Genomic DNA, 18,665 nt, shown 5'->3' on the forward strand with positions numbered 1-18,665 from the left:
GGCGCGACCGTGAAGCCGAAGCTCGGGCTTTCAGGCCGCAACTACGGCCGCGTGGTCTACGAGGCGCTGAAGGGCGGCCTCGACTTCACCAAGGACGACGAGAACATCAACTCGCAGCCCTTCATGCACTGGCGCGACCGTTTCCTCTACTGCATGGAGGCCGTGAACCGCGCGCAGGCGGCCTCCGGCGAAGTGAAGGGCACCTACCTGAACATCACCGCCGGCACGATGGAGGACATGTACGAGCGCGCCGAGTTCGCCAAGGAGCTCGGGTCGTGCATCGTCATGATCGACCTCGTGATCGGCTACACCGCGATCCAGTCGATGGCCAAATGGGCGCGGCGCAACGACATGATCCTGCATCTGCACCGCGCCGGTCACTCGACCTATACGCGGCAGAAGAGCCATGGCGTGTCGTTCCGCGTCATCGCCAAATGGATGCGGCTCGCGGGTGTCGATCACATCCATGCCGGCACGGTGGTCGGCAAGCTGGAAGGCGACCCCAACACCACGCGCGGCTATTACGACGTCTGCCGCGAGGACTTCAACCCGACCAAGCTCGAGCATGGCCTGTTCTTCGACCAGAACTGGGCGAGCCTGAACAAGATGATGCCGGTCGCCTCCGGCGGCATCCATGCCGGCCAGATGCATCAGCTGCTCGACCTGCTCGGCGAAGACGTCGTGTTGCAGTTCGGCGGCGGCACCATCGGCCATCCCATGGGCATTGCGGCCGGTGCGATCGCCAACCGCGTGGCGCTGGAAGCGATGATCCTCGCCCGTAACGAGGGGCGCGACTACGTCCACGAAGGTCCGGAGATCCTGGCCAGGGCGGCCGAGACCTGCACGCCGCTGAAGGCTGCGCTCGAGGTCTGGAAGGACGTGACGTTCAACTATCAATCCACCGACACGCCGGACTTCGTGCCGACCGCGCTCGAAACCGTTTGAGGAGACGCAGCATGAAACTCACTCAGGGTTGCTTTTCGTTCCTGCCGGATCTCACCGACGACCAGATCTATAAGCAGGTGCAATATTGCCTCGGCAACGGCTGGGCGGTGAATATCGAATTCACCGACGATCCTCATCCCCGCAACACCTATTGGGAGATGTGGGGCCTGCCGATGTTCGACCTCCAGGACGCCGCCGGCGTGATGATGGAGCTCGCGGAGTGCCGCAGGGTGTATGGCAACAAGTACATCCGCATCAGCGGCTTCGATTCAAGCCATGGCTGGGAATCGGTGCGGATCTCCTTCCTCGTCAATAGGCCTCCGCATGAGGCGGAGTTCGAGCTGGTGCGGCAGGAAGTCGGCGGCCGCGCGATCCGTTACACCACCGTGCGCCGGCCGGCCGCGCACGCGCCAACGTAAGCCATCCGCTTCCGCGCGGAGCTCTCCCTGCTCCGCATCCTTGGCGGACCACTGCTTCGCCGCTCCCCCGCGGCGAAGCTCCTTTTCTTCGAGGTAACGATGCTGGATGTTCCCCACGCAACGACGACTGAGCCCGGCGAGACCCAATTCGATCTCCGCAAGGAAGCCGAAGCGGCCGGGATCACCGACACGCTGCAGCAGCTCGAGCAGGAGCTGATCGGATTGAAGCCGGTGAAGAACCGCGTGCGCCAGATCGCCTCTCTGCTGCTGATCGAACGCATCCGGCAGCGCGCGGGCCTGGCATCGGCTCCGCCGACGCTGCACATGTCGTTCACCGGCAATCCCGGCACCGGCAAGACGACCGTCGCGCTGCGCATGGCCAAGATCCTGCACGGGCTCGGCTTCGTGCGGCGGGGGCAGGTGATCTCGGTGACGCGCGACGATCTCGTCGGGCAATATATCGGCCACACTGCGCCGAAGACCAAGGAGATCCTGAAGAAGGCGATGGGCGGCGTGCTGTTCATCGACGAAGCCTATTATCTGCATCGCCCCGACAACGAACGCGACTACGGTCAGGAGGCCATCGAGATCCTGCTCCAGGTGATGGAGAACCAGCGCGAAGACCTCGTCGTGATCCTCGCCGGCTATGGCGAGCGCATGACGAGCTTTTTCGCGTCCAACCCCGGCTTCCGCTCGCGCATCGCCCATCACATCGAATTCCCTGATTATGCCGAAGCCGAGCTGCTCGTCATTGCCGAGCTGATGCTGAAGGAGCGGGGCTATCGCTTCTCGGCTGCGGCCCGCGAGGCGTTCGAGAAATACATCGCGCTGCGCCGGACCCAGCCGTTCTTCTCCAATGGGCGTTCGATCCGCAACGCCGTCGACCGCATCCGCTTGCGCCAGGCCGATCGCCTGGTGTCCGACCTCGACCGTATGCTCGATGTCGACGATCTCGAAACCATCGATCCCATGGACGTCCTGGCGAGCCGTGTCTTCAGCGGCGGCGCCGATGCCCGGAGTGGAAAGCCATGACCAGAGAGATCATCATCGCTCCCTCGATCCTGGCCGCGGATTTCGCGCGCCTCGGCGACGAGATCGCCGCAATCGACACGGCCGGCGCCGACTGGATCCATTGCGACGTCATGGACGGACACTTCGTGCCGAACATCAGCTTCGGTGCCGATGTCATCAAGGCGATCCGCCCGACGACGAAGAAGATATTCGACGTGCATCTCATGATCGCGCCTGTCGATCCTTATCTCGAAGCGTTCGCGAAGGCCGGGGCTGACGTCATCACGATTCATGCCGAAGCCGGCGCCCATCTCGACCGCTCGCTGCAGGCGATCCGTGCGCTCGGCAAGAAGGCCGGTGTCAGCCTGTGTCCCGCGACTCCCGAGAGCGCGATCGCCTATGTGCTCGACCGCATCGATCTCGTGCTGGTGATGACGGTCAATCCGGGATTCGGCGGCCAGTCCTTCCTCGAATCGCAGCTCGAGAAGATCGAACGGATCAAAGCCATGATCGGCGACCGGCCGATCCGGCTCGAGGTCGACGGCGGTGTCACGCGCGACAATGCCGCTGCCGTGGCGGCAGCGGGCGCCGATACGCTGGTGGCGGGCTCCGCGGTGTTTCGCGGCAAGAACGTTGCCGAATATGCCGCGAATATCCAGGCCATCCGCGTCGCCGCCGAGACGGGCCGGGTTCCAAAGCGGCAAGATAATGCCGTGCAGCCGATGCGCCTCGGCGAAGGCGCGCGCACCCGGTAGATTACGGGCGGCCTCACCAGGTGATTGCGCCGACGTGCCGATCGCTTGGAGGGAACCGAAGTTTTCCCGCAGTCCTACGGAGAATCCGACGCGAGTCGGCATTAGCTTTCATGCCGGGGTAACCAACGGTGTCGAAGTAGACGCGTGATTAACGGCGACGCAATGCGCCGCTCCACAATCTGTGGTTCAAGGACTGCAGAGAGCGTGGGATGCACATTCAATATCGTCACTGGAATGCTGCCCATGGCTGGCGCGGAGCGGATGCCCTGCGCGAGCCGCCCCAGCTCGTGCTCTATTTCGGCAGCCGCGAGCAACTGGTGGACGGCAAACGTTATCGCGAGCTGCGTGGTCTCTATCCCGAGAGTCATATCGTCGGCTGCAGCACCGGCGGCCAGATCCACGGCGACGACATCTGCGATGACGAAGTCATCGCGGTCGCCTTGCGCTTCGCCCATACGCAAGTGCGGTTGGTGCAGGAGGTCGTCGAGACCCGCGATGCGTCGCGGGCCTGCGGTGCGCGCCTTGCCCGCCAGGCGCTGGCGGCAGATCTGGCGGGTCTGTTTGTCCTGTCCGACGGATTGGCGGTGAACGGCGGCGAACTGCTTGCCGGAATCACCGAGGTTCTGGGGCCGGATTTGCCGGTCACCGGCGGGCTCGCCGGCGACGGCACCCGATTTGAACAGACGATCGTCGGAGCCGACGCCGAGCCGTCGCCGAACCGCGTTGCCGCAATCGCATTCTACGGCGCCTCGTTCCGCTTCGCGCATGGCTGTGCCGGCGGCTGGGACCTGTTCGGCCCGCGTCGCAAGGTGACGAAGTCGGAAGGATCCGTGGTCGTGGAACTCGACGGCGAGCCGCCGCTCGACCTCTACACCCGCTATCTCGGGGAGGAAGAAGCCGAGGCGATGCCGGGTTCGGGTCTGGCATTCCCCTTGCGCATTCACGACGAGGCCGAGCCGGACCGGCAGATCGTGCGCTCGGTGTTCGCGGTGGATCGCAATGCCCGCACCCTGACATTCGCCGCCGACATTCCAGAAGGATGCACCGCGCAATTGATGCGCGCCAATTTCGACAGTCTTGCCGCCGGCGCCGGCGAGGCCGGCCGGCAGGCGCGCAGTGCACTTGCGGAGGGCGTTGACGGCGACAAGCTTGCCATCCTGGTGAGCTGTACCGGCCGCCGCAGGGTGATGGGGCAGCGCACGCAGGACGAGCTGGATGCCGTTGCCGCCGAGCTCGGCGAGGACGTCGTCCGGATCGGGTTCTACTCCTATGGCGAGATCGCTCCGCCGGCCGCGTCCGGCCGCTGCGAGCTGCACAACCAGACCATGACCGTCACCGTCATCGCGGAGGCGGCAGCTTGACCATGCACCGGCTGCTCGCAAGACAGATCCGCCAGTCGACGGACGAGTCCGGACAGGTCGACCTGACCAAGCTCTGCGAGCTCGTCGGTGCGGCCTACGAGGAGGGCGATCGCGATCGCCGCCGCACCGACCGTGCGATGAAGCTGATGATCGAGGAACTCGAACAGACGCACAAGCGCGCCGAACAGGATCTGCTGCGGGCGCGCGAATTCCTCGACAGCATCATCGAGAACATCCCGATCGCGGTGTTTGCCAAGGATGCGAAGGATTCCCGCTACGTCCTGCTCAATCGCGCCGGCGAAGAGTATTACGGAATGCCGCGCGAGGCGATGCTGGGCAAGACCCCACAGCAGATCTTTCCGGACCATATCGCCCGCGTCGTCAACGAGCAGGATCGCCGCGTCGTCGACAGCGGCGCGCCGATGTTCCTGGAGGGGCATCTGCTCGAGGTCGGCGTGAAGGGCCGCGATCGTCTCGTCAATTCGCGCAAGCTGCTGGTCAGGGACGGCAGCGGCGCGCCGCAATACCTGGTCGGCGTGATCGAGGACGTCACCGAGAGGATCACCAACGAGGCGCGGATCAGCCATCTTGCGCATCATGATGCGTTGACCGACCTGCCGAACCGCAGCGCCTTCAACGCCGTCCTCGGCGAACGGCTGGAGCGGGCGCAGGAGGCGGCGACCAGTTTTGCCGTGCTCAGCCTCGATCTCGACCGCTTCAAGGAAGTCAACGACGTGTTCGGCCACCCCGTCGGCGATCTGCTGATGCGGGCGGCGGCGGACCGGCTTGCCGAGGAAGCCGACGGCGCCTTCGTCGCCCGTATCGGCGGCGACGAATTCATGATCCTGATGCCCGACGACATCAGCCGCGATGACGTTCTGGCGCTCGCCGAACGCCTGGTCGAGACCATCGGCCAGGAGCTGGAGGTCGACGACTATTTCTCCCATGTCGGCCTCAGCGTCGGCATCGCGTTTTATCCGGACGACGGCGTGAATGCCGCCACGCTGCTCGCCAACGCCGACTCGGCGCTCTACCGTGCCAAGCGCGAGGGCAGGGGCCGGGTGCGCTTCTTCGAATCCGAGATGGACCAGGAGCTGCGCGACCGCAGGCTGTTGCAGCACGACCTGCGACTGGCGCTGGAGCAGAACCAGTTCCTGGTCTACTTCCAGCCGCAGGCGCGGGTGGATGGCGAGGTCATCGGCTTCGAGGCACTGCTGCGCTGGAACCATCCGACCCGCGGCTTCGTGCCGCCGGACCAGTTCATTCCGCTCGCCGAGGAGAACGGGCTGATCGTCCAGATCGGCGAATGGGTCTTGCGCGAAGCGTGCCGCGAGGCGGCTTCCTGGCCGCGGCCGCTGCAGGTGGCCGTCAACCTGTCGCCGATCCAGTTCCAGGCCGGCGATCTCGAACGTTCGATCCACCAGATCCTGCTGGAGACGGGGCTGACGCCGACGCGGCTTGAGGTCGAGATCACCGAGGGCGTGCTGATCGGCGATTTCACCCGCGCGCTCAATCTGCTGCGGCGGCTGAAGGCGCTCGGCATCCGCATCGCGATGGACGATTTCGGCACCGGCTATTCCTCGCTGTCCTATCTCCAGTCGTTCCCGTTCGACAAGATCAAGATCGATCGCAGCTTCATCTCCAATCTCGAGGCGACGCCGCAATCGGCCGAGATCGTCCGCGCGGTCCTGAGTCTCGCGCACGCCCTGCGTATCCCGGTCATTGCCGAGGGGGTGGAGACGGAAGCGCAGCGTGCCTTCCTGGCGCGGGAGGCCTGCGAGGAGATGCAGGGCTATCTGGTCGGTCGGCCCGCCCTGATCGAGCGCTATCTTGACCTGGTCGGCGTGACCGTGGAGCGCCGGCTCTACGCCTAGCCTTCGGGTCCAAGGCGCGGTTCATTTGGAACTTTGGCCCGGACATATATTTCCTAGCAGCGAGCCGAGGCTAGGCGCAGCAAATCTTTTGCACAACCGCCATCGGCCTGACGCAAATCGGGGCAATAAGCCCAGTGAATGCGAGGGAGGGTCTCATGGAGAACGTACGTCGCTACCGGGCGCTGGCGTCCCTCTGTCGTCAGCAGGCGGCCTACCGGCCGCTTCAGAACTGGGAACTCCTCGGCCAGGCCGAACATTTCGAATATCTCGCCGAGGTCGAGCTCAAGGCGCATTTCGACGCGTGCAATGTGCAGCACGACGAGGGCGACGCCGTACCCGCGACGTGGGAGACCCCGGTCGCGGCGTGATGGCGCCGGGCCGGCCCGGCTCAATGCGACATCAGCGTCGGGACCGTCATGGCCTGCAGCATGGCGCGGGTGACGCCGCCGAGAACGCGCTCCTGCAACCGCGAATGGCCGTAGCCGCCCATCACCAGGAGATCGAGGCCCTCGTCGGCCGCCAGCGACAGGATGGTCGGCTGGATGTCGGCGCGCGTCGCCGACAGGCCGACCGTGCGGGTCGACAGTCCGCGCCGGCCGAGATGTCTTGCCAGACCGTTCGCTGAAGCTTCGTCGGAGACCGCATCGGCCTCGTTGATGGTGATGATCACGATCTCATCGGCGCGCGCCAGGAACGGTGCGGCATCGTGCACGGCGCGGGCCGCGAGGCGGCTGCCGTCCCAGCAGATGCCGATCCGGTTCGCCTTGAAAGCTCCATGGAAGGTGTAGGGCAGGAACAGCACCGGGCCGCCGGCCTGGAACAGGATCTCGCGCGGCACGTCGTTGTCGAACGAGCCCTGCGCCGGATCTGGCTGAAGCACGACGCTGAGGTCGTGCAACCGTGCCATCTCGCCGAGCGAGCCGGCCGCGTCTACCGGGATCGCGCCGAGCGCGCGGCAGCCGTAGGAGATGCCGGCGTTCGCCGCTTCGATGCCAAACACCGCGAGCGCGGCCTCGGCCCGCTCCACCGCGCGCTCGCGTTCCAGTTCGAACACGGCCGCCACCGCAGCGCCGCCCTCCATCACGTAAGCCGCACTGGTCGCGACATAGCCGATCGCGACTGCGTCGAGATGGGCGTTGAACCGCGCCGCGAGCGAAATCGAGCCTTCGATCGCGCAGCGCATGGGGCGTTCGGTGGGGATGTGGACGAGAATGTCTTTGTACATGGCGCGCCTCCGATGAACATCATCCAATGGTCGCATTTTTTCACTGTCCGAAGGACCCGCGTTGAGCTGCATCAAATGCGCAGGGGACGACTTTCCCGGGGGCCCGCGCATTCTTTGCGAAGATTTAATCGGATGGACGGGACGTCGTAAGGTGACGATGGCCATGTTGGAGGCAAGGCGACACCTTATCCAACATGGACATTTCGACATGAACGATCGCGTCAATTCCGACACCACGTCCCGCAAGATCCTGAGGCCGCGCCGGCTTGCGCTGCTCGGCACCGTGGCCGCGCTCGGCGTGGCCGTGCTGGCGGCTGCTCCCGGCTCTTCGCCGTTCGGTCCGAGCTCCTTCATTACCCCGGCCCAGGCCGCCGAATCCGCCGCGACGCCGCCGGGCTTTGGTGACCTCGTCAGTAAGGTCAAACCCGCCGTCATCTCGGTGCGGGTCAAGATCGACCAGGACAACGACAAGAGCGCGATGCTGCAGCAGAACCGGATGGATCAGGACGAGGACACCCCGTTCGACCAGTTCTCGCGGCAGTTCGGCTTCCGTGGCCCGGGCGGCATGAACGGCATGCCGCGCCAGCGCCATCAGATGATCACGGGCGAAGGCTCCGGCTTCTTCATCTCCGCCGACGGCTATGCCGTGACCAACAACCACGTCGTCGACCACGCCGAGTCGGTGCAGGTGACCATGGATGACGGCACGAGCTACACCGCCAAGGTCGTCGGCACCGATCCGAAGACCGATCTCGCGCTGATCAAGGTCGACGGCAAGAAGGACTTCCCGTTCGTCAAATTCTCCGACCAGAAGCCGCGCATCGGCGACTGGGTGGTCGCGGTCGGCAACCCCTTCGGCCTCGGCGGCACCGTGACTGCCGGCATCGTCTCGGCCAGTGGCCGCGACATCGGCAACGGCCCCTATGACGACTTCATCCAGATCGATGCGCCCATCAACAAGGGCAATTCCGGCGGCCCGGCCTTCGACATGAGCGGCAACGTGATCGGCGTGAACACTGCGATCTTCTCGCCCTCCGGCGGCTCGGTCGGCATCGGCTTCGACATTCCGGCCTCGACCGCAAAGCTCGTCGTCGCGCAGCTGAAGGACAAGGGCGCGGTGACCCGTGGCTGGCTCGGCGTGCAAGTGCAGCCGGTCACCGCCGAGATTGCCGACAGCCTCGGACTGAAGGAGGCGCGCGGTGCGATCGTCGACAGTCCGCAGGATGGCAGCCCGGCGGCCAAGGCCGGCATCGAGGCGGGCGATGTCATCACCGCCGTCAACGGCACCGCGATCAAGGACTCCCGCGACCTCGCCCGCACGATCGCGACTCTTGCGCCTGGCAGCTCAGTGAAGCTCGACGTCTTCCACAAAGGCGACAGCAAAACGGTGACGCTCGCGCTCGGCGAACTGCCGAACGAACGGCAGGCCAAGGCCGATGTTGGCAAGGACCAGCCGGGCTCCGGCACGCCGCGCCTCGGTCTTGCTTTGGCTCCGGCCGGTGACGTCCAGGGCGCTGGCCAGAAGGGCGTTGTCGTCACCGAAGTCGATCCGCAAGGGCCGGCGGCGCAGCGGGGCATCCAGACCGGCGACGTCATCCTCAACGTCGGCGGCAAGGCCGTCGCCAATGTCGGCGACGTCCGCTCGGAGTTGGCGCAGGCCAAATCGTCCCGCAAGCGCAGCGTGCTGTTGCAGGTCAGAAGCGCGCAGGCGACCCGCTTCGTCGCGGTACCACTCGCCTGAGGCGAACGCCGATCGGCATGGATCAAGAAAGGCGGCCCTCGAGGCCGCCTTTTTCGTTCGCCTTCAGGACTCCCGGGAGGCGATCGATAACATTCTCGTTAACGGCAGCGACGATGACGCGGTTCGTCCGAAAAAGCCGTGTTCGCTCATCAAAGTTCCGACTCGTGCAGGTCGCCGGCGGCAACGATGCCACCGGGACCAGTTGCAAGCGTGGAACTTCGAACTTGCCGCCGGTTTCCGGAACTGGCCGCTGGTTCGCATTTGATCGGTGCCGACATGGATCGATTGAAGCTCTCGCTGAGGAGGGCGCTACTCGTGGCGCCATTCGTGCTCTGGGGCGGAAACGCTCTCGGGCGGGACGACGGCCGCTACGCGGACTCACCCCTGAAGCCATGGTTCGACAGCCTGCGCAGCCACCTTGGTCCGTGCTGTTCGGATGCGGATGGTTTTGCCGTCGCCGATCCCGACTGGGAGTCGCATAACGGGCATTATCGCGTGCGTCTCGACGGCGAGTGGATCGAGGTACCGGACGAAGCCGTCATCACCGAGCCGAACCGCGCCGGCCGCACCATGGTGTGGCCGGTGAAGACCGCGTTCGGCGTTTCGATCCGCTGCTTCATGCCGGGCAGCATGATCTGACACAGGCCAACGGTCAGCGCTTGCTGGATTTGCGCTTCGACGATTTCTTGGTTGTCCTCTTCTTGGTCGTCCTCTTCTTGGAGGTCTTCTTGGACGTCTTCTTGGAGGTCTTCTTGGCGGCCTTCTTCGGGACCTTCTTCCCCTTCTTGCGTGCCTTCGACAGTCCGATCGCGATCGCCTGCTTGCGACTCTTCACACGTCCGCCACGGCCTTTGCGACCGCTCTTGGCGGTGCCCTTCTTGTAGCGGCGCATCTCGCTCTCGACATCGCTGCCGGCGTTGCGCGAGTAGCTGCGCTTCTTTGCCTTGCGTGCCATGCATGTTCTCCCTTGGCCGGGGAGAACCATTCGACACGGGCATGGTTCCGAAGGACGCGGACAGTGTTCCAGGCGCAGCCTAGAAGGAATTCGCCAGCTCGATCTCGGCTTCCAGCACCTGGATACGACGTGCGGCCTCGCTGAAGGACAGATCGCGCGCATATTGCGCGGGCTGATACGCTTCTTCGCTTAGCCGTTTCAACCTCAGCCCCTGCGTCCGTGTCATCTGCTCGGCGAGGAAAACCCTGGCGTCGTATTTGCCCTGAACCTGCATGTCGCTTCTCCGTCCTGAAATCGTGACTTGACTATATGTTCTTATTTTGTTCTAACAAGCCATGGACAACAGAATTAATGAAATTCGACGTAAAATCAGCGCCTTGAGGGTTGAGATGGCCGGCGTCGAGGCCTCCGTGCGGTATCTCATCAACGGCGACCGCGATTGCGTCCAGCAAGCCCTGGCGCAGATGGATTTGCGCCGGAAGGTCAATTTGCTGATCGGCGAATGGAAGGCTGCTGGCGGCGGCGATGTCCTGCCTGACGTTCGCGACCGGGTGCGCCTTCGTCTAGTGAAGACAGCCGTCGGTCCCGAGCGCGCGAGCACGCGGCGCTGACACCTTTTGGGGGGGCGCCGTGGAGGAGGACCCGGACACTTACCGGATCTTGAGGTTGCGCGCCGAGATTCTCGAATTGGGCTCGGCCATCCGGCAATTGCAGCGTGCGGGGCTCGACGATGCTGCGGCCCAACTTCTGATCGGACGCAAGCGGGCGCAGCTCGAGCAACTCGTGAAGACGAATGCTGCGAGCCGCCCGCTCAACTCTGAAACGCGTCGCCCGTAACGAGCTGACGCCGGCGCTCGACGATGTGGCGCTCGATTGCCGATCCCGCATCAAGAAAAAAAGCCCCGCGTCGCCGCGGGGCTTTTGATGTCATGTCGGCCTGAGCTCACTTGGTATTGCTCATGCCCTTGCTGCTCTTGTTCGTCATGGTGCCGCCCTGGTCCGAGCCGGGACCGGAGCCGCCCTGGCCGGAAGGATCCGCGCCCTTCGAGGCCTTGGTGTTGGCGCCCGTGGTCTGCGAGGACGACATCGATGATCCGTGTTTGGCCTTGTGCGACTTGGCCTGTGCGGCGAGCGGCGCGGCGGCGAGGCCGGTGGCCAAAATTGCGGTGAGAACGAGTTTTGCCGTTGTCATGCGGGGAACTCCCTGAGTTAAATTGACGCAGGCAGCCAACCGCCATTTGCCGAAGGAGTTCCCGACAAACGCATCTGCCGGGCCGCACGCACGCTTCAAGATTGCTTGTCCTCTGCGAGGATGAACACGACGCCGGTGAGTGTCGCGCCGATCGCGAACGTCGTCACCAATGTCAGGGCGAAGATGATTGCGGCCTGGCTTCCGCCGTGATCGAGCAGCTTGGCGACGGCGGGATTGGACAGGATCAGCGTGAGGCTGAAGGCGAGGCCGAGGGCTGCGCCCATCATCGCATGCGTCATCAGCTTGATGAGGCCGGTGGGAGAGATCAGGTCCGACGACTTTTTTGCGCGCATGGGAACCGCATCCCGAACTGACATGCAAACGCGGGCCATATTCGCCGGTTCCAAACGCATGAAGGAATTGTCATCACCGGCTTCATCCGACGTTCATGCCGGGCCTGCGAGGATGAGCGTCAGCAAAACGGGAACATTCGATATGGGTAAGGTTGTCTTTCTTTACCGCTCGCTGGCCTATCGCAACGCGGCTGCGGACATGCTGCGCAAGGCCCGCAAACTGCCGCGCGGTGCGGAGCGAAGTGCGGCCCGCCGCTACGCGAGGGCGCTACGCGACCTCGCTCAGACGGAAGCCTGGCTCGAAGGACGCCTCCCCGAGGAAGCGCGGCCGCCGCGGCAAACCAGGATGGCGGCGTCGGGCTAAAGCATGATCCGGAAAAGTGCGCAGCGGTTTTCCGAAAAGATCATGCTCAAACAACAAACCAAAGCGCGATGACGCTTCATCCTGATCGCATCGCGCTTTAGCCCGAGGCGCGTTGCAATTCGGCTGAGCTGGGGGCGTCGAATTTTCCGGGGGCGGCCGTCGCCGTCTTGCGTGTCAGCGGCACCTTGAGGCGGCACAACAGTCCTTCGGCTCGCCAATCGAATTGCGCCTGTCCACCGAGCTGGGACTCGACGCTCGCAAGCAGGCTCCGCGTGCCGAAGCCGCGCGATTTCGGCGTCATGACGAGCGGACCGCCGGATTCCTCCCAGCTCAGCGTCAGCAGCTGGTCCTCGACCTGCCAGCCGATCGTGAGCCGTCCCGACCTGGTCGAGAGTGCGCCATACTTGGCCGAGTTGGTGAAGAGCTCGTGCAGCGCGAGCGCCAGCGTCTGGGCCGTCGCCGGCAGCAACTGGACCTCCGGACCCGCCAATATGATCTGGCCGCCGAGCGAGTAGGGCGCAAGCTCCTCGTCGATCAGCTTGGAGAGCTCCGCGCCCTGCCAGCTCGACAGCGACAGGATGGTGTGCACGCGCGCCAGCGCATTGATGCGTCCTTCGACGGCGCTGACATAGGCCTTGACCTCGTCGGCGCGGGTGAGGCGGACGATCGACTGCGCCAGCGCCAGCGCATTCTTGGCGCGGTGATCGACTTCCCGCGCCAGCAAATTCTGCCGTTCCTCGGCTCGCTTGCGTTCGGTGATGTCCACGGTGACACCGCTCACGCGCACGACGCGACCGCTGTCGTCGACCGTCGCGGCCGCCGTGCCGACGCACCAGCGCACCTCGCCGTCGGGCCGCACAATGCGGAACTCGGTCTCATAGGCACGCGTGCCCTTGTTGAATTCGGCGATCGCCTTGCGCAACTGATCGACGTCGTCGGGATGCAACAGCGCCTGGACGTTGGCCGGATTGACCTCGAAGCTCTCCGGGCCGACGCCAAAGATGCGATATTGTCCCTCGTCCCACATCCAGTCGCCGCTGATCCAGTCCCAATCCCAGGAACCCATCTTGCCGGCGGCGATGGCCATGCTGCGCCGCTGCTCGCTTTCGCGCAGCTTCGCGGTGGAGTTCTCCAGTTCCGCCGTGCGTGCGCGGACGCGATCCTCGAGCTCCTGATTCAGCCGTTCCAGCTCGCGGGTCTTGCGGTAGAGCTCGGCAAACACCTTGATCTTGGCCCGCAGCACCTCCGGCACGACCGGGACCGGCACGTAGTCGACCGCACCCATCTCGTAGCCGCGCAGCCGGTCGATGTCGCTGACCTGGATGGCGGAGATGAAGATCATCGCGGTCTTCTGGAAGCGCGGATGCTCGCGGATCATCGCGGCAAGCTCGAAGCCGTCGAGCTCGGGCATGCAGACGTCGACCAGGATCACCGCGATCTCGGTCTTGAGCAGCACCTCCAGCGCCTCGCGTCCGGACGAAGCGACCACGAGGTTCTCGCCGAGTTCCTTCAGGATCACCTCATAGGCGAGCAGCTTGGCCGGCTGGTCGTCGACGAGGAGGATGTTGACCTTTTCGTGGTCCATTCGCGGATCCAAACTCATCGGTGCAGCCACATGCGGATCGCAAGCAGCAATTGATCGGTGTTGACGGGTTTGGCGAGATAGTCGGACGCGCCGGCCTCCAGGCATTTTTCCCGGTCACCCTTCATCGCCTTGGCGGTCAGCGCGATGATCGGAAGGCGGGCGAAGGCCTGGTTTTCGCGAATGACGCCGATGGTCTGGTAGCCATCCATCTGCGGCATCATGATGTCCATCAGAACGATGGCGATCTCCGGATTGGATTCGACCAGGGTGACGGCTTCACGGCCGGTCGTGGCGGTCAGCACCTTCATGCCGCGCCGTTCCAGCACGCTCGACAGCGCGAAGATGTTGCGGGCGTCGTCGTCGACGAGCAGCGCGGTCTTGCCGATCAAATCCTCGTCGGAACTGTTCAGCTTCTCCAGCATGCGCTGCTTCTCGACCGGAAGCTCCGTGATCACGCGGTGCAGGAACAGTGCGGTCTCGTCGAGCAGGCGCTCCGGCGATTCCACGCCCTTGACCACGATGCTGCGCGCCATGGTGTGGAGTTCCGCATCCTCCTCCGCCGAAAGCTCGCGGCCGGTGAAGACGACGACCGGGACGTTGGACAGCGCCTCGTCGTTGCGGATCTGGTCCAGCACCTCGAAACCGCTCATGTCGGGCAGCCTGAGGTCGAGCACCACGCAATCGCAGGGCACCTCCCGCAGCGTCGAGAGCGCGCCGGCGCCGGTGTCCGTCGTCACGATCTCGATGTCGTCGTGGTGCAGCAGCTCGCGGATCGAAAGCTGTTCCGCCTCGTTGTCCTCGACGATCAGGAGCCGCTTGCGCCGCGGCCGTGCATACTCCTTGATCTGCGTCAGCGCGGCCGAGACGCCCTCGGTCGTCGTCGGCTTGTTGACGAAGGAGAACGCGCCACGCGCCAGCGCATGCTGGCGGTCCTCGTCGAGCGTGATGATCTGCACGGGGATGTGGCGGGTCAGCGGATTGTGCTTGAGCTGGCTCAGCACGGTCCAGCCGAGCATATCGGGCAGGAACACGTCGAGCGAGACTGCTCTCGGCTGGTATTGCTTGGCAAGCTCCAGCGCCTCCGCACCGCGGGCGGCGACCAGGACCTTGAATCCCTTGTCGCGCGCAAGGTCGACCAGTACACGCGCGTAATGCGGGTCGTCCTCGACGATCAGAAGGATGCTGTCGCCAGGCTCGAGGTTGAGCCGGTCGTCGGGAAGCTGCTCGATGACGCGCTGCTGCTCCGGCGCGGCGGCGGGCTGCAGCGCAGGCGGCTGATTGTTTTGCTGCGGCGCGGGTGCGGCGCGCGGTGCGAGCGTCGGACCGGAATATTTGAGCGGCAGATACAGCGTGAACGACGAGCCCTTGCCCGGCGAGCTGCGCAGATGAATTTCGCCGCCGAGCAGGCTTGCCAATTCGCGACTGATCGCAAGCCCAAGGCCGGTGCCGCCATATTTCCGGCTGGTGCCGGCATCGGCCTGCTGGAACGCCTCGAAGATCAGCTTCTGTTTCTCCACGGGAATGCCGATGCCGGTGTCGGACACTTCGAGCGCGATCACCGCCGGCGCGGAATTCAGCACCGGATGATCGGTTCCCCAGCCGCTGACCGCGGCGGTGACATTCAGGCGCACCTCGCCTTCGGCGGTGAACTTGAAAGCGTTGGAGAGCAGGTTTTTCAGGACCTGTTGCAGGCGCTTGGAGTCGGTGACGATGCTGCGTGGGAGGTTCGGATCGACGTCGATCTTGAACGAGAGATTGCGGTTGTCCGCCTCGTGCCGGAACGGCCGTCCGACGGTCTCCAGCAGGTTCGCGGTGAGGATTTCCTCGGCGTCGACCGTCACCGTGCCGGATTCGATCTTGGATAGATCCAGGATGTCGCTGATGAGATTGAGCAGATCGGTGCCGGCGCCGTGGATGGTGCGGGCGAATTCGACCTGCTTGGCCGAGAGGTTGCCGTCCGGATTGTCGGTGAGCTGCTGCCCCAGGATCAGGATCGAGTTCAGCGGCGTGCGCAGCTCGTGGCTCATATTGGCGAGGAATTCGGACTTGTACTTCGAGGTCAGCGCAAGCTCGGTCGCCTTTTCCTCCAGCGCGCGGCGGGCCTGCTCGATCTCCTGGTTCTTGCGTTCGACCTCGACGTTGCGCTCGGCGAGCTGCTGCGCCTTCTGCTCGAGCTGGTCGTTGGTCTGTTGCAATTCGCGCTGCTGGGTCTGGAGCTCGCCGGCAAGCTGCTGCGACTGCTTGAGCAGGCCTTCGGTCTGCATCGTCGCTTCGATCGAATTGAGCACGATGCCGATGGAGTCGGTGAGCTGCTCCAGGAAGGTCATCTGCGAGGTCGTGAAGGAGACGAGCGAGGCGAGCTCGATCACGGCCTTGACCTGGCCCTCGAACAGCACCGGCAGCACGACGAGGTTCTTCGGCGCGACGCGGAACAGCGCCGAGTTGATCGGCACCGCGTCGGACGGAATGTCGGCGACCACGCGCGGCCGCTTGTCGAGCGCGCACTGGCCGATCAAGCCGTCGCCGAACTGCAGCACGCGCTGATACGGGTAGATGCCGTCACTGGCGTAGGAGGCGAGCAGCAGGAGTTGCGGATTGTCCTCGTTCTCGACCTGGTAGATCACGCCGGTATGGGCGTTAACCAGCGGCGACAGTTCGGTGAGCAGCAGCCGGCCGACGGTGGTGAGGTCGCGCTGGCCCTGCAGCATGTTGGTGAATTTGGCGAGGTTGGTCTTCAGCCAGTCCTGCTCGGTGTTCACGTCCGTCGTGAGACGGAGGTTCGTGATCATCGTATTGATGTTGTCTTTCAGCTCGGCGAGCTCGCCGCGGGCGTCGACCTGGATCGACCGCGTCAGATCGCCCTTGGTCACGGCGGTCGCCACTTCCGCGATCGCGCGCACCTGCGAGGTGAGGTTGGCCGCCAGCAGGTTGACGTTGCCGGTGAGGTCCTTCCAGGTGCCGGCCGCGCGGGGCACGTCGGCCTGACCGCCGAGACGACCTTCGACGCCGACTTCGCGCGCCACCGACGTCACCTGCTCGGCGAAGGTCGCCAGCGTCGCGGTCATGTTGTTGATGGTGTCGGCGAGGGCGGCGACCTCGCCCTTCGACTTCACGGTCAGGTTCTGCTTCAAGTCACCGTTCGCGACCGCGGTCACCACCTTGACGATGCCGCGCACCTGCTCGGTCAGGTTCACCGCCATGACGTTCACGGTGTCGGTGAGGTCCTTCCAGGTGCCGGCGACGCCGGGCACCTGGGCCTGGCCGCCGAGCTCGCCCTCGGTGCCGACTTCGCGCGCCACGCGCGTGACTTCGCCGGCGAAGGCGTTGAGCTGGTCCACCATGGTGTTGATGGTGTTCTTCAGCTCGAGGATTTCGCCCTTCACGTCGACGGTGATCTTGCGCGACAGGTCGCCGCGCGCGACCGCCGTGGTCACTTCGGCGATGTTGCGGACCTGGGTGGTGAGGTTCGCGGCCAAGAGGTTGACGTTGTCGGTCAGATCCTTCCAGGTGCCGCCGACGCCGGGCACGACGGCCTGACCGCCGAGCCGGCCCTCGGTGCCGACCTCGCGGGCGACGCGCGTCACTTCGGCGGCGAAGGAGCGCAGCTGCTCGACCATGGTGTTCAAGGTGTCCTTGAGCAGCAGGATCTCGCCGCGCACGTCCACCGTGATCTTCTTCGACAGGTCGCCGCCGGCGATCGCTGTCGCGACCTCGGCGATGTTGCGGACCTGGGCCGTCAGGTTCGAGGCCATGAAGTTGACGTTGTCGGTGAGGTCCTTCCAGGTGCCGGCGACGCCGGGCACCTCGGCCTGTCCGCCGAGTTTGCCTTCGGTGCCGACCTCGCGCGCCACGCGCGTCACTTCGCCGGCGAAGCCGTTGAGCTGATCGACCATCGTATTGATGGTGTTCTTGAGCTCGAGGATTTCGCCCTTCACGTCGACGGTGATCTTGCGCGACAAGTCGCCGCGCGCGACGGCGGTGGTCACTTCGGCGATGTTGCGGACCTGGGCGGTGAGGTTGCCCGCCATCGAGTTCACGCTGTCGGTGAGATCCTTCCAGGTGCCGGCGACACCCGGCACGTTGGCCTGACCGCCGAGGCGGCCTTCGGTGCCGACCTCGCGCGCCACGCGCGTCACCTCGCCCGCGAAGCGGTTGAGCTGGTCGACCATCGTGTTCAGCGTGTCCTTGAGCTGCAGGATCTCGCCACGCACGTCCACGGTGATCTTGCGCGACAGGTCGCCGCCCGCGATCGCAGTCGCGACCTCGGCGATGTTGCGGACCTGGGCGGTGAGGTTGCCCGCCATCGAGTTCACGGAGTCGGTCAAGTCCTTCCAGGTGCCGGCGACGCCGGGCACGCCGGCCTGGCCGCCGAGCTTGCCGTCGGTGCCGACCTCGCGGGCGACGCGCGTGACTTCGCCGGCGAAGGCGTTGAGCTGGTCGACCATGGTGTTGAGCGTTTCCTTCAGCTGAAGGATTTCGCCCGACACGTTCACTGTGATCTTCTTCGACAAATCGCCCTTGGCGACCGCGGTCGCGACCTCGGCGATGTTGCGGACCTGGCCGGTGAGGTTCGAGGCCATCGAGTTGACGCTGTCGGTGAGGTCCTTCCAGGTGCCGCCGACGCCGCGCACGACGGCCTGGCCGCCGAGCTTGCCTTCGGTGCCGACCTCGCGCGCGACGCGCGTGACTTCGCCGGCGAAGGCGTTGAGCTGGTCCACCTTGGTGTTGATGGTGTCCTTCAGCTCCAGGATCTCGCCGCGCACGTCCACCGTGATCTTCTTCGACAGATCGCCGCCGGCGACCGCGGTGGTCACTTCGGCGATGTTGCGGACCTGCGCGGTCAGGTTCGACGCCATCGAGTTGACGCTCTCGGTGAGGTCCTTCC

19 protein-coding genes are annotated in these 18,665 nt (G+C 64.9%); 12 read left to right on the forward strand and 7 right to left on the reverse strand.

All coding sequences use genetic code 11. The features are described from left to right. The 7 genes from IC66_RS0138860 to IC66_RS0138890 form a co-directional block, all read left to right on the forward strand. The coding region (locus IC66_RS0138860; protein WP_038951141.1) for a form I ribulose bisphosphate carboxylase large subunit at positions 1-945 on the forward strand (945 nt) is incomplete at its 5' end. An 11-nt stretch (positions 946-956) separates the two neighbouring features. Then, the gene (locus tag IC66_RS0138865; RefSeq protein ID WP_028144064.1) at positions 957-1,364 is read left to right on the forward strand and encodes a ribulose bisphosphate carboxylase small subunit; all 408 of its coding nucleotides are present in this window, start codon (positions 957-959) and stop codon (positions 1,362-1,364) included. Between the two features lie 99 nt (positions 1,365-1,463). After that, a complete protein-coding gene (gene cbbX, locus IC66_RS0138870) occupies positions 1,464-2,396 on the forward strand; it encodes a CbbX protein (RefSeq protein ID WP_028144063.1) in 933 nt (310 codons plus the stop codon). Beyond that, positions 2,393-3,130, forward strand: coding sequence for a ribulose-phosphate 3-epimerase (gene rpe / locus IC66_RS0138875; protein ID WP_038951142.1), 738 nt, complete (start codon positions 2,393-2,395; stop codon positions 3,128-3,130). The genes cbbX and rpe overlap by 4 nt, the downstream gene beginning before the upstream one ends. A gap of 209 nt (positions 3,131-3,339) precedes the next feature. Next, positions 3,340-4,491: an FIST signal transduction protein gene (locus tag IC66_RS0138880; protein ID WP_038951143.1), complete on the forward strand. Its 1,152-nt coding sequence runs from the start codon at positions 3,340-3,342 to the stop codon at positions 4,489-4,491. Positions 4,492-4,493: 2 nt separating this feature from the next. Continuing rightward, positions 4,494-6,365 (forward strand): putative bifunctional diguanylate cyclase/phosphodiesterase, encoded by a 1,872-nt coding sequence (locus IC66_RS0138885; RefSeq protein WP_244429234.1) that lies wholly within the window; start codon positions 4,494-4,496, stop codon positions 6,363-6,365. 155 nt (positions 6,366-6,520) lie between these two features. Beyond that, positions 6,521-6,733 carry a hypothetical protein gene (locus tag IC66_RS0138890; RefSeq protein WP_038951145.1) on the forward strand — a complete coding sequence of 71 codons (213 nt, stop codon included), beginning with the start codon at positions 6,521-6,523 and terminating at the stop codon, positions 6,731-6,733. Positions 6,734-6,753: 20 nt separating this feature from the next. Here the strand turns inward: IC66_RS0138890 and IC66_RS0138895 are convergent, their stop codons facing one another. Beyond that, positions 6,754-7,590, reverse strand: a complete 837-nt coding sequence (locus IC66_RS0138895) for a universal stress protein (protein ID WP_028144058.1) — start codon at positions 7,588-7,590, stop codon at positions 6,754-6,756. A gap of 208 nt (positions 7,591-7,798) precedes the next feature. On the opposite strand from IC66_RS0138895, the gene IC66_RS0138900 reads away from it, so the two are divergent. Both IC66_RS0138900 and IC66_RS0138905 read left to right on the forward strand, forming a co-directional pair. Beyond that, positions 7,799-9,331 (forward strand): Do family serine endopeptidase, encoded by a 1,533-nt coding sequence (locus IC66_RS0138900; RefSeq protein WP_038951146.1) that lies wholly within the window; start codon positions 7,799-7,801, stop codon positions 9,329-9,331. A 276-nt stretch (positions 9,332-9,607) separates the two neighbouring features. Further along, positions 9,608-9,970, forward strand: coding sequence for a hypothetical protein (locus IC66_RS0138905; RefSeq protein WP_028144056.1), 363 nt, complete (start codon positions 9,608-9,610; stop codon positions 9,968-9,970). 13 nt (positions 9,971-9,983) lie between these two features. Here IC66_RS0138905 and IC66_RS0138910 read toward each other — a convergent pair whose 3' ends face one another. Together IC66_RS0138910 and IC66_RS0138915 are read right to left on the reverse strand one after the other, a co-directional pair. Further along, positions 9,984-10,286, reverse strand: a complete 303-nt coding sequence (locus IC66_RS0138910; RefSeq protein ID WP_038951148.1) for a DUF6496 domain-containing protein — start codon at positions 10,284-10,286, stop codon at positions 9,984-9,986. A 79-nt stretch (positions 10,287-10,365) separates the two neighbouring features. Then, positions 10,366-10,560: a DUF3072 domain-containing protein gene (locus IC66_RS0138915; protein ID WP_018321749.1), complete on the reverse strand. Its 195-nt coding sequence runs from the start codon at positions 10,558-10,560 to the stop codon at positions 10,366-10,368. Between the two features lie 115 nt (positions 10,561-10,675). On the opposite strand from IC66_RS0138915, the gene IC66_RS0138920 reads away from it, so the two are divergent. After that, entirely contained in the window at positions 10,676-10,897 is a 222-nt protein-coding gene (locus tag IC66_RS0138920) for a hypothetical protein (RefSeq protein ID WP_028144053.1), read from the forward strand. Between the two features lie 19 nt (positions 10,898-10,916). Beyond that, positions 10,917-11,123: a hypothetical protein gene (locus tag IC66_RS0138925; RefSeq protein ID WP_028144052.1), complete on the forward strand. Its 207-nt coding sequence runs from the start codon at positions 10,917-10,919 to the stop codon at positions 11,121-11,123. A gap of 106 nt (positions 11,124-11,229) precedes the next feature. On the opposite strand, the gene IC66_RS0138930 is transcribed toward IC66_RS0138925, so the two are convergent. Both IC66_RS0138930 and IC66_RS0138935 read right to left on the reverse strand, forming a co-directional pair. Next, complete coding sequence (locus tag IC66_RS0138930) at positions 11,230-11,478, reverse strand: hypothetical protein (protein WP_028144051.1); 249 nt, start codon at positions 11,476-11,478, stop codon at positions 11,230-11,232. A 95-nt stretch (positions 11,479-11,573) separates the two neighbouring features. Beyond that, positions 11,574-11,831: a hypothetical protein gene (locus tag IC66_RS0138935; protein ID WP_028144050.1), complete on the reverse strand. Its 258-nt coding sequence runs from the start codon at positions 11,829-11,831 to the stop codon at positions 11,574-11,576. A 142-nt stretch (positions 11,832-11,973) separates the two neighbouring features. Between IC66_RS0138935 and IC66_RS0138940 the strand changes: the two genes are divergently transcribed. After that, the gene (locus IC66_RS0138940; RefSeq protein WP_038951149.1) at positions 11,974-12,195 is read left to right on the forward strand and encodes a hypothetical protein; all 222 of its coding nucleotides are present in this window, start codon (positions 11,974-11,976) and stop codon (positions 12,193-12,195) included. A gap of 97 nt (positions 12,196-12,292) precedes the next feature. Here IC66_RS0138940 and IC66_RS0138945 read toward each other — a convergent pair whose 3' ends face one another. Both IC66_RS0138945 and IC66_RS0138950 read right to left on the reverse strand, forming a co-directional pair. Continuing rightward, the gene (locus IC66_RS0138945) at positions 12,293-13,780 is read right to left on the reverse strand and encodes an HWE histidine kinase domain-containing protein (RefSeq protein ID WP_028144048.1); all 1,488 of its coding nucleotides are present in this window, start codon (positions 13,778-13,780) and stop codon (positions 12,293-12,295) included. 14 nt (positions 13,781-13,794) lie between these two features. Then, positions 13,795-18,665: HAMP domain-containing protein (locus IC66_RS0138950; protein ID WP_038951150.1), on the reverse strand; the 4,871-nt coding region annotated here is incomplete at its 5' end.

The sequence above is a fragment of the Bradyrhizobium genomosp. III genome (genome assembly GCF_000261705.1).
GTDB lineage: Bacteria > Pseudomonadota > Alphaproteobacteria > Rhizobiales > Xanthobacteraceae > Bradyrhizobium > Bradyrhizobium ottawaense.

Coding starts and splice junctions, on each gene's coding strand:
- IC66_RS0138915 (WP_018321749.1), bottom strand. CDS start 10,560: ATGCAGGTTCAGGGCAAATACGACGCCAGGGTTTTCCTCGCCGAGCAG.
- IC66_RS0138865 (WP_028144064.1), top strand. CDS start 957: ATGAAACTCACTCAGGGTTGCTTTTCGTTCCTGCCGGATCTCACCGAC.
- IC66_RS0138900 (WP_038951146.1), top strand. CDS start 7,799: ATGAACGATCGCGTCAATTCCGACACCACGTCCCGCAAGATCCTGAGG.
- IC66_RS0138895 (WP_028144058.1), bottom strand. CDS start 7,590: ATGTACAAAGACATTCTCGTCCACATCCCCACCGAACGCCCCATGCGC.
- rpe (WP_038951142.1), top strand. CDS start 2,393: ATGACCAGAGAGATCATCATCGCTCCCTCGATCCTGGCCGCGGATTTC.
- IC66_RS0138945 (WP_028144048.1), bottom strand. CDS start 13,780: ATGGACCACGAAAAGGTCAACATCCTCCTCGTCGACGACCAGCCGGCC.
- IC66_RS0138930 (WP_028144051.1), bottom strand. CDS start 11,478: ATGACAACGGCAAAACTCGTTCTCACCGCAATTTTGGCCACCGGCCTC.
- cbbX (WP_028144063.1), top strand. CDS start 1,464: ATGCTGGATGTTCCCCACGCAACGACGACTGAGCCCGGCGAGACCCAA.
- IC66_RS0138880 (WP_038951143.1), top strand. CDS start 3,340: ATGCACATTCAATATCGTCACTGGAATGCTGCCCATGGCTGGCGCGGA.
- IC66_RS0138905 (WP_028144056.1), top strand. CDS start 9,608: ATGGATCGATTGAAGCTCTCGCTGAGGAGGGCGCTACTCGTGGCGCCA.
- IC66_RS0138910 (WP_038951148.1), bottom strand. CDS start 10,286: ATGGCACGCAAGGCAAAGAAGCGCAGCTACTCGCGCAACGCCGGCAGC.
- IC66_RS0138885 (WP_244429234.1), top strand. CDS start 4,494: ATGCACCGGCTGCTCGCAAGACAGATCCGCCAGTCGACGGACGAGTCC.
- IC66_RS0138940 (WP_038951149.1), top strand. CDS start 11,974: ATGGGTAAGGTTGTCTTTCTTTACCGCTCGCTGGCCTATCGCAACGCG.
- IC66_RS0138935 (WP_028144050.1), bottom strand. CDS start 11,831: ATGCGCGCAAAAAAGTCGTCGGACCTGATCTCTCCCACCGGCCTCATC.
- IC66_RS0138890 (WP_038951145.1), top strand. CDS start 6,521: ATGGAGAACGTACGTCGCTACCGGGCGCTGGCGTCCCTCTGTCGTCAG.
- IC66_RS0138920 (WP_028144053.1), top strand. CDS start 10,676: ATGGCCGGCGTCGAGGCCTCCGTGCGGTATCTCATCAACGGCGACCGC.